Source organism: Nocardia sp. JMUB6875 (genome assembly GCF_041154655.1).
Lineage (GTDB): Bacteria > Actinomycetota > Actinomycetes > Mycobacteriales > Mycobacteriaceae > Nocardia.
The window spans coordinates 1-7,553 of the sequence record NZ_BAAFGR010000260.1 but is presented as its reverse complement, the minus strand read 5'-3'; the positions used below and the strand labels follow the sequence as shown (position 1 = coordinate 7,553).

Genomic DNA, 7,553 nt, shown 5'->3' with positions numbered 1-7,553 from the left:
GTTGGAGGTCGGGGGCGCCGGTGGAGTAGGGGGTGTGGAGGAAGGCGACGGCTTCGAAGACGCTGCGGGCGAGCCAGGTGGTGTTGTTGCGCAGGGACTCTCGGATGAAGGCTCGGGCGAAGTAGGCCGGGGATGAGCGGCGCAGGGCGGTGGGCATGGCGAAGGTCATGGGGACGAAGAGGTGGTCGTGGAGGTTGTCGCCCACCGGGAGGTCGGCCACGACGTCGATGCCGAAGGCGCGGAGGTGGTCGGCGGGGCCGATGCCGGAGAGCATGAGGAGTTGGGCTGAGCCGAAAGTGCCTGCGCTGACTATTATTTCACGCTCGGCATGGAGGACTTCGGTGCCGTGGGCGGTGCGGTATTCCACGCCGATGGCCCGGCCGTTCTCGATCAGGATGCGCACCACCTGCGTATTCGGCAGCACCGTAAGGTTTTTCGGCCGGTCGTCGAGGTAGCCGACCGAGGTGCTGTAGCGCAGCCCGTGGCTGTTGCTCTGCTGCAGGATCGAGACGCCCTCCTGCTCGGCGCCGTTGTAGTCGGGATTGCGTGCCACACCGGCGGTTTCGGCCAGCGCCTCGATGAATGACTCGGAGGCGGGGGTGAGATCGCGGGCCCGGCTGACCTTGATGGGTCCGGCGCCGCCGCGGAAGTCGCTCGCGCCGTCCTCGAACGACTCGAACTTCTTGAAGCTGGGCAGCACATCCGCATATGACCAGCCGCTGTTCCCCTCCCCCGCCCAGTCATCGAAGTTGCGCCGGTTGCCGCGCACGAACACCATGCCGTTGACCGAACTCGACCCGCCGACCACCTTCCCGTGCGTCTGCGGCACGCGCCGGCCCAGCGCGTGCTTCTGCTCGACGGTGTAGTGCCCCCAGTCGATCCGCTTCTTCAGCTGCGGCACGCTGTGCATCGGCCCGATCATCCCCGGCTTGCGCACCATCCGGCCGCTGTCGCGCCCACCCGCCTCGAACAGGGTGACCGCCGCGCCGGAGTCGGCCAATCTGCGGGCGATGATCGCCCCGGCGCTCCCGGAACCGATGACGATGTAGTCCGTCGCAGCCATGACCAGCCCTTCCGCCCGCACAAACCTCGCCGCACGTCACCGGCGAAAACTGGAATGTGTTGCAAAAGGTACTCGAAACCGGCCGCCCGGAAACCCGTTTCGGCGACTCGTCACCCGAATTCACTATCATGATGCAAGTAATGAGAGCGAGGAGTGCGACATGCCCACACAGACCGCCGACACCGGGGAGTTCATGACACTCGCCCAGCGGTTCCGCCCCGAGCTGCTGGCCCACTGCTACCGCATGCTGGGCTCACCCGAGGAGGCCGAGGATCTGGTGCAGGAGACGTATCTGCAGGCCTGGCGCGCCTACGAGCGGTTCGAGGGCCGCTCCTCGCTGCGGACCTGGCTGTACCGGATCGCCACCAATGCCTGTCTGCGTGCTCTGGAACAGCGCGGCCGACGCCCACTGCCATCCGGATTGTCCGGGCCCCTCACCGATCTCGCGCGGTACCCGACCCCGGCCGCACCGCTCACGCGGTGGCTCGAGCCGCTACCCGACCACCTGCTCGCCGGGGATCCCGCCGGGATCGTCGAGACCCGTGGCGGGGTGCGGCTGGCGTTGGTGGCGGCCATGCAATTGCTGCCCGCGCGGCAGCGGGCCGTGCTGATACTGCGCGAGGTCATCCAGTTCTCGGCCGCCGAAACCGCTCTGGCACTGGGCATCTCCGTCGCCGCGGTGAACAGCGCCCTGCAGCGGGCCCGGGCCGCGCTGGCCACCGCGGGTGTCGATCTCGAGCAGGTCGACGAGCCGTCCGAGCCGCAGCGGCGCGCGCTGCTCGACCGGTATGTCGACGCGTTGACCTCCGCCGACTTCGCGGCCCTGCACACGGTGCTGCACGACGACGCGGTGCTGGAGATGCCGCCTCAGCCGGACTGGTTCGCGGGCCGCGATCAGATCGTGCGCTTCCTGGCGACGCTGGGAATCGAGGCCGGAACGCTGCGGATGGTGCGGACCTCGGCGAACGGCCAAGCGGCCGTGGCCGAATACCGGCGCGGCGCGGACGGGCGGTTCCATGCGTACTCGCTGCAGGTACTGGGGATGTCCGGAGGCGGGATCAGCCACATCGTCGCGTTCTGCGGCGCAGGTGGACTCCCCCGGTTCGATCTGCCGCCGGTGCTCGGCGTGACTTCCTGAAATCGGGTGCGCCTGCCGCGATGAGTTCGCCCGCTCCCGCGTCTCTCCATTTCCGGAAGACCGTTATCGGACAAGGGAGATCATGATGGTGCAGATTCAGGGCAGCTCGGTGCTGGTGACCGGCGGCAACCGCGGGATCGGCCGGGCACTGGTCGAGGAGGCATTGCGCAGGGGCGCGGGGCGCGTCTACGTCGGCACCCGGGTCGACTGGACGCATCCGGACTCGAGGGTGACGCCATTGCCGCTCGACATCACCGCACTCGACCAGATCCACCGTGCCGTCGAGCGGGTCGAATCGCTCGACCTGCTCGTCAACAACGCGGGTGTCGCGGCCCGCGACGATCTGGAGGATCGCGCCACGATCGAAAACCAGCTCGCCGTCAATCTTTTCGGGCCCTACGAAATGATCCGCGCGTTCCTGCCGCGGCTGGCGCTCTCCCGCGGCGCGATCGTCAACAACTTGTCGCTGAGCTCCCTGGCCCCGGTGCCGGTGACTCCCGCGTACTCCATCTCGAAAGCCGCGGCCCTGTCGATGACGCAGTCGATGCGCCTGCGCGCGGCAGAACAGGGCGTGACGGTGCACGCGGTGCTGACCGGGCCGACCGACACCGAGATGAACCGCGGGTTCGAAATCCCCAAGGCCGCACCCGAATCGGTCGCGCGCGGCATCTTCGACGGCGTGGAGCGCGGTGAGGAGGAGATCTTCCCCGATCCGGTCTCGGCGGCGGTCGCCGACGGGTGGCGCAATGGCGTGATGAAGGCGCTCGAACGGGACTTCGCGCAATTCGCCGAGACACCGGTGAGCCGGTAGGCGATCCCGGACCGCGACCGGGCGGAACGACGCCCGGTCAGCGGGCTTTCGGGGTGAGGTACAGGCCGTCGGGTTGCAGGGCTCCGTAGGCTGCCAGTCGGACGGTGCCGGGAACCGGGCGCAGCGACCAGCGGGTGAGGATGGTGGCGAGCACCAGGGCCGATTCGGTCATGGCGAAGGTGTCTCCGGCACACTTGCGGGTTCCCGCACCGAAGGGCAGCAAGGCTTTTCGCATCACCGGCCGGATGTTCTCCGGCAGCCAGCGATCCGGGTCGAAGCGCTCCGGCCCGGGGAAGATGTCCGCGCGGCGGTGCAACAGATAGGGACTGAAGACGACCGCGGCGCCCGCCGGGATGCGGTGGCCGCCGAGGGTCGTCTCCCCGGTGGTGATCCGGGTGAGAAGCCATGCGGCCGGGTACTTTCGGAGGGTTTCGGTGAGGACCCGGCCGGTCAGTTCGAGGTGTTCGATGTGGGCGTGGGCCGGGGTGTCCGCGCCGATGACAGCGTCGATCTCGGCTCGGACGCGGTGCTGGAGCCCGGGGTCGCGGGCGAGCTCGTGCAGGGCCCAGGCGACGGTGGTGGCGGTCGATTCGGTCCCGGCCATGAGCATGATGATCAGCTGATCGACGAGTTCGGTGCGGGAATCGGGCGAGGAGGCCGGGGCGGATTCCATCAGCGCGGTCAGTAGGTCGCCGCCCACCGGCCGGTCCGCGCGGTGGTAGCTGTCGACCATCTCGGATACGGCGTCGCGCAGGCGTTTTCGAACCTGGTCGTATCGCAGGTTGGCGGGCAGCGGGATTCGAGCCGCGGCGGGCGGCAGGAACATGCGGGAGAAGATGCCCTTGACGTAGAGGGTGATGTCGGAAACGGTGCGCTCCAGAGCATCCGGGGGAAATGCGGTGCCGAAGACGAGGACCGCGGCGCAGCTCGCGCCGATGCGCAGCATGTCCGGGAAGACGTCGACGACGGTGTCCTCGCGCCAGCGGTCGACGACGGTGGTGGCCTGCTCGACGATGGTGCGCCCGTAGCCGGGCATGCGGTCCCTGCGGAAGATCGGCTGCACCCGGCGGCGTTGCGCGGCGTGCGCGGCATGCGGGCAGGACGCGACATTATTGCCGGTCAGTTCGCGCAGCCGGTCGAAGAAGAAGCCGCCCTTGTCGAATGTCCTTGGATCGTGCAGCAATTCGTGGGTCAGCTCCGGGGTGCAGACCGCGTAGACGTCGCCGGTTCCCAGGCGCAGGCGGACCACATCACCGCGCTCGGGCAGCGTGCGGAGCAGGCCCAGGGGATCTCGGAGCAGGGCCAGACTGTGGCCGATCAGGGGCAGTGCGCCCGGCGCGGCGGGGATCCGCGAGCACGACGCGCGCGGTGACAGGACAGCCATGAGGGGACTCCTGATGCGGTGGCAGGGGTTGGGGAATTCAGCCGCGCGGGCTAGTCGGAACCCAGGAGGCTGGGCGAGGTGCCGAGGCGCACGATGTCGGCCTGCCGGTATCGCTCCGAATGCATCGACCAGTCGAGGTTTCCGCGCATCCAGTACTTCATGCCGTCGACGAAGAGCCGCACGGCTTCGTGGTCACGCTCGCGCAGACCCCGCCAGTCCGCACACAGTCGCGTCAGTTCCATTTCGGCACAGTGGAATTCATCGATGGCCTGCGCCACCCGCGCATAGGCTGCGGTCACCGCCTCCTGCAGGCCGCAGCTCAGTTCGGCGGCCAGGGCGAGCACGCCGTTGGTCACCTCGCCGATGGCGAGTTCCTTGCGCAACGACACCACATCGTTGACCCACACGACCACGTCGGCGGCACGGTTGAACATGCGCTCGAAGGGGTCGCTGCGCCGGATCAGCCCCGGGACCTCCAGCCCGGCGGCGTATTCCAGCAGGTTCAGACACGGCGTGATGCCGCCCGACTGCCGCCGCAATTGGGCATACGAGACCACCCCGGGCGTGGCCTCCGCGTGCCGGTTGACCGCCTCATAGGCGAAGGATTCCATGAAGGCGGCCATGCAATCGACGAAACGCAGCCGCCACTGCATACTCTGCGGTTCGGCCATGCGGACCCAGACCGCGGCGAGTTGCCGGAAGAGTGCCCCCGGGTGTGCGGACCGGCTCCGGCCGTCCAGCGGGAGCGCGTCGAGCACGTGCGACAGGCGGCGGTCGTGGCCGTCGAGTACGCCGCTGCCCGGCCCGTCGTACCAGTCGTCGATGACGAACGCCCAGGTGAACCAGCCCGCCAGCGGTTCGAGACGATCCTCGCGGACGAAAGGGTAAGTGCGGGCGATGAGTTCACCGAGGCGGGTGCCAGCCAATCGATGTCGTTGCCGGTCGGTCTCCAGCAGCCGGTAGGAATCCGCCCAGTCCAGGATGAGCTGTTCGAGACGCTCCTCGTGCGGCGAAACACGCACCGGCAGAGCGAGAATGGGATGAGCGAGCGGTGGAAGGATGTCCAGCTCGGACACTGTCACCGGGAAATCGGGTGAGGACAAGAGGCCTCGATTCGAATCGGCAAATATGGAGAGATCCGAGAGCGGCACGGACACAGCTCATCTCACGAAATGCGAAATATTGTTGTGCCGCACCATGATCCGATACCTGCCTCGCTGCCTCCGAGGAGTCGGCGAGGGGTCTATCGATCACCGTGGCGGTGAATTAACTATAAGGTTGCCAGCATCATTTCGCCACCACGCTTTCCGGTCAGCGGCAGTTCAAATTGGGACACGCCGACGCGCCCGAAAAGCCCTGTTTCCCAGCGCAGGTCGCCGCCGATCCACGCAAAGCGGACACCTTGATGATCGATTTCCGGCCCGGCCTCTCCCCTTCGGTCAAGGTTGCCCGGGTGCAGGATGGCGCAATCAGCGGTCGCTTGGCGCAAATGGTGCTGGCCACGGCACCCCGCGGTCACGAAGCTATATGCGGAGTCCGGGTGCGTTGACCGCCCGCCAACGCACCCGGGCCTACCGGGGGGACCAACGGACCAGAGGTAACAGTGGGGCTTCCGGTGATCAACTTCAGTGCGGCCGAGCGGCGGATCCGAAAGCGCCCGGCCTTCAGTACATCACTGCTGGTGGATTTCGCGCTGGGCCGCGGACTTCCGATCACATCCATCCTGCGCGACACCGGCCTGCGCAAGAGCCAGCTCACCGATCCCGAGACCGAGATCAGCTATGACCAGCAAGTAGCGGTGATGCGCAATGTCGTCCGCGGCATCGGCGACGAACCGGGCTTCGGCCTGATGGCCGGGCTCACCTGCCATCCGCCGATGCTGGGCGCGCTCGAACTCGCGGTGATGAGCCAGCCCACCGTCGCGCGCGCCTTCGAGATCGGGATCCGCTTCGCCGAACAGTCCTGCTCGCTCGCCCGCCACACCCTCGAGCCGCGCGGCGATGAGATCGAGCTGGTGCGTGACGATTCCATGGTGCCCGCCGACATCCGGCGCTTCTCACTCGAGCACGACATCGGCACACTGGTCAGCATGCAGCGCGATGGGCTGCAGATGCGCGAGGCCATCAAACGCGCCGAGGTCAGCGTGCCGCCGAATCCGGTGTACGAGGGCATCGCCATGGTGCTGGGGGTGCGCGATGTCGCGTTCGACGCGCCGCGGACGGTCCTGGTATTGGATCCCGAGCTGATGGAAACGCCTATGCCGCAGCCGAATCCGCGATTCGGGCGGCTGTACGCGGTGCCCGACGATATCGCGCCGCGCTGTACGCGCCCGCACTTCGACGACGGGATCGGATGAAATCCGTCAGAGCCGCATCGCCATCGCGGCGGCGTCCGCGACCCGCCGCTCGGCGATCGACTCCCACCGGCGCGCGGCCCGCCGAATCGATTGCGGCCCGGCGTAACCCAGGATCTCCGCCTGCCGCGCCCGGCCCAGGTTCTCCCCCGCGGTATCGGCGCGGCGCAGACGCTCCAGCCGCGCGCGGTCGAGCTCCTGCCGCCAGGTCGTGCCCGCCTCGGTCAGCCTGCGCTGCAAGGTCCTCCGGCTCACCGTCAACCGGCGCGCCACCGCGTCCAGCGACGCGTCACCGCCGGCGAGCGCCTCCGCCAGCGCCTCGGCGACCTGGTCGATCCAGGCGGTCGCCAGCGGCGGTGGCGGGGGCACCGTCGCGGCGACCTTGTCGAGAATGCCGTGCAGGATGGGATCGGCTGTGGTCAGCGGTATTTCCATATCGGCGCCGCGGAAGGTGATGGAATCCTCCGACGCCCCGAATTCGATGGCCCGGGTGCCGAGCAGGTCGTACATGTCGGTGTGATTGCGCGGCGCGGGCTGCCGCAGCCGCACCGCCACCGCGTCGAACGGCCCGGCCGCCACCCGGCGCGGACGGCCCAGCAGCGAGGCCACCGCCCACAGGTGGGTGAGGTCGCGGGCCGTGTCATCGCCCTCGATGATCTCGAAGCCGAATTTCACATCGCCATTGGCTTCCTCGACCATCGACAGCCGGTGATTGGTGCTGATATCGCTGATGTAGGGCCCGACCGTGGCCAGCCCCTCCCCGATGGTCGCCGACGTTGAGAACAGGTAATCGCACAGCCCGCC

The 7,553-nt window shown here is 68.2% G+C and carries 8 protein-coding genes; 3 read left to right on the top strand and 5 right to left on the bottom strand.

From position 1 onward, the window contains the following. Positions 1–1,063: GMC family oxidoreductase (locus ACAM49_RS37105; RefSeq protein WP_369640206.1), on the bottom strand; the 1,063-nt coding region annotated here is incomplete at its 3' end. On the opposite strand from ACAM49_RS37105, the gene ACAM49_RS37100 reads away from it, so the two are divergent. Together ACAM49_RS37100 and ACAM49_RS37095 are read left to right on the top strand one after the other, a co-directional pair. Next, entirely contained in the window at positions 1,062–2,201 is a 1,140-nt protein-coding gene (locus ACAM49_RS37100; RefSeq protein ID WP_369640205.1) for a sigma-70 family RNA polymerase sigma factor, read from the top strand. The two genes, ACAM49_RS37105 and ACAM49_RS37100, sit on opposite strands and share 2 nt — an antisense overlap. An 85-nt stretch (positions 2,202–2,286) precedes the next feature. Beyond that, positions 2,287–3,012 (top strand): SDR family NAD(P)-dependent oxidoreductase, encoded by a 726-nt coding sequence (locus ACAM49_RS37095; protein ID WP_369640204.1) that lies wholly within the window; start codon positions 2,287–2,289, stop codon positions 3,010–3,012. Positions 3,013–3,049: 37 nt separating this feature from the next. Here the strand turns inward: ACAM49_RS37095 and ACAM49_RS37090 are convergent, their stop codons facing one another. The 3 genes from ACAM49_RS37090 to ACAM49_RS37080 all read right to left on the bottom strand — a co-directional run bounded on the left by ACAM49_RS37090 (position 3,050) and on the right by ACAM49_RS37080 (position 5,885). Further along, positions 3,050–4,396, bottom strand: a complete 1,347-nt coding sequence (locus tag ACAM49_RS37090; protein WP_369640203.1) for a cytochrome P450 — start codon at positions 4,394–4,396, stop codon at positions 3,050–3,052. 50 nt (positions 4,397–4,446) lie between these two features. Next, complete coding sequence (locus ACAM49_RS37085) at positions 4,447–5,478, bottom strand: hypothetical protein (RefSeq protein ID WP_369640202.1); 1,032 nt, start codon at positions 5,476–5,478, stop codon at positions 4,447–4,449. A 188-nt stretch (positions 5,479–5,666) separates the two neighbouring features. Continuing rightward, a complete protein-coding gene (locus ACAM49_RS37080) occupies positions 5,667–5,885 on the bottom strand; it encodes a hypothetical protein (RefSeq protein WP_369640201.1) in 219 nt (72 codons plus the stop codon). 126 nt (positions 5,886–6,011) lie between these two features. On the opposite strand from ACAM49_RS37080, the gene ACAM49_RS37075 reads away from it, so the two are divergent. Next, positions 6,012–6,752 (top strand): AraC family transcriptional regulator ligand-binding domain-containing protein, encoded by a 741-nt coding sequence (locus ACAM49_RS37075; protein WP_369640200.1) that lies wholly within the window; start codon positions 6,012–6,014, stop codon positions 6,750–6,752. A 6-nt stretch (positions 6,753–6,758) separates the two neighbouring features. Here the strand turns inward: ACAM49_RS37075 and ACAM49_RS37070 are convergent. Then, positions 6,759–7,553: AraC family transcriptional regulator ligand-binding domain-containing protein (locus tag ACAM49_RS37070; protein WP_369640199.1), on the bottom strand; the 795-nt coding region annotated here is incomplete at its 5' end.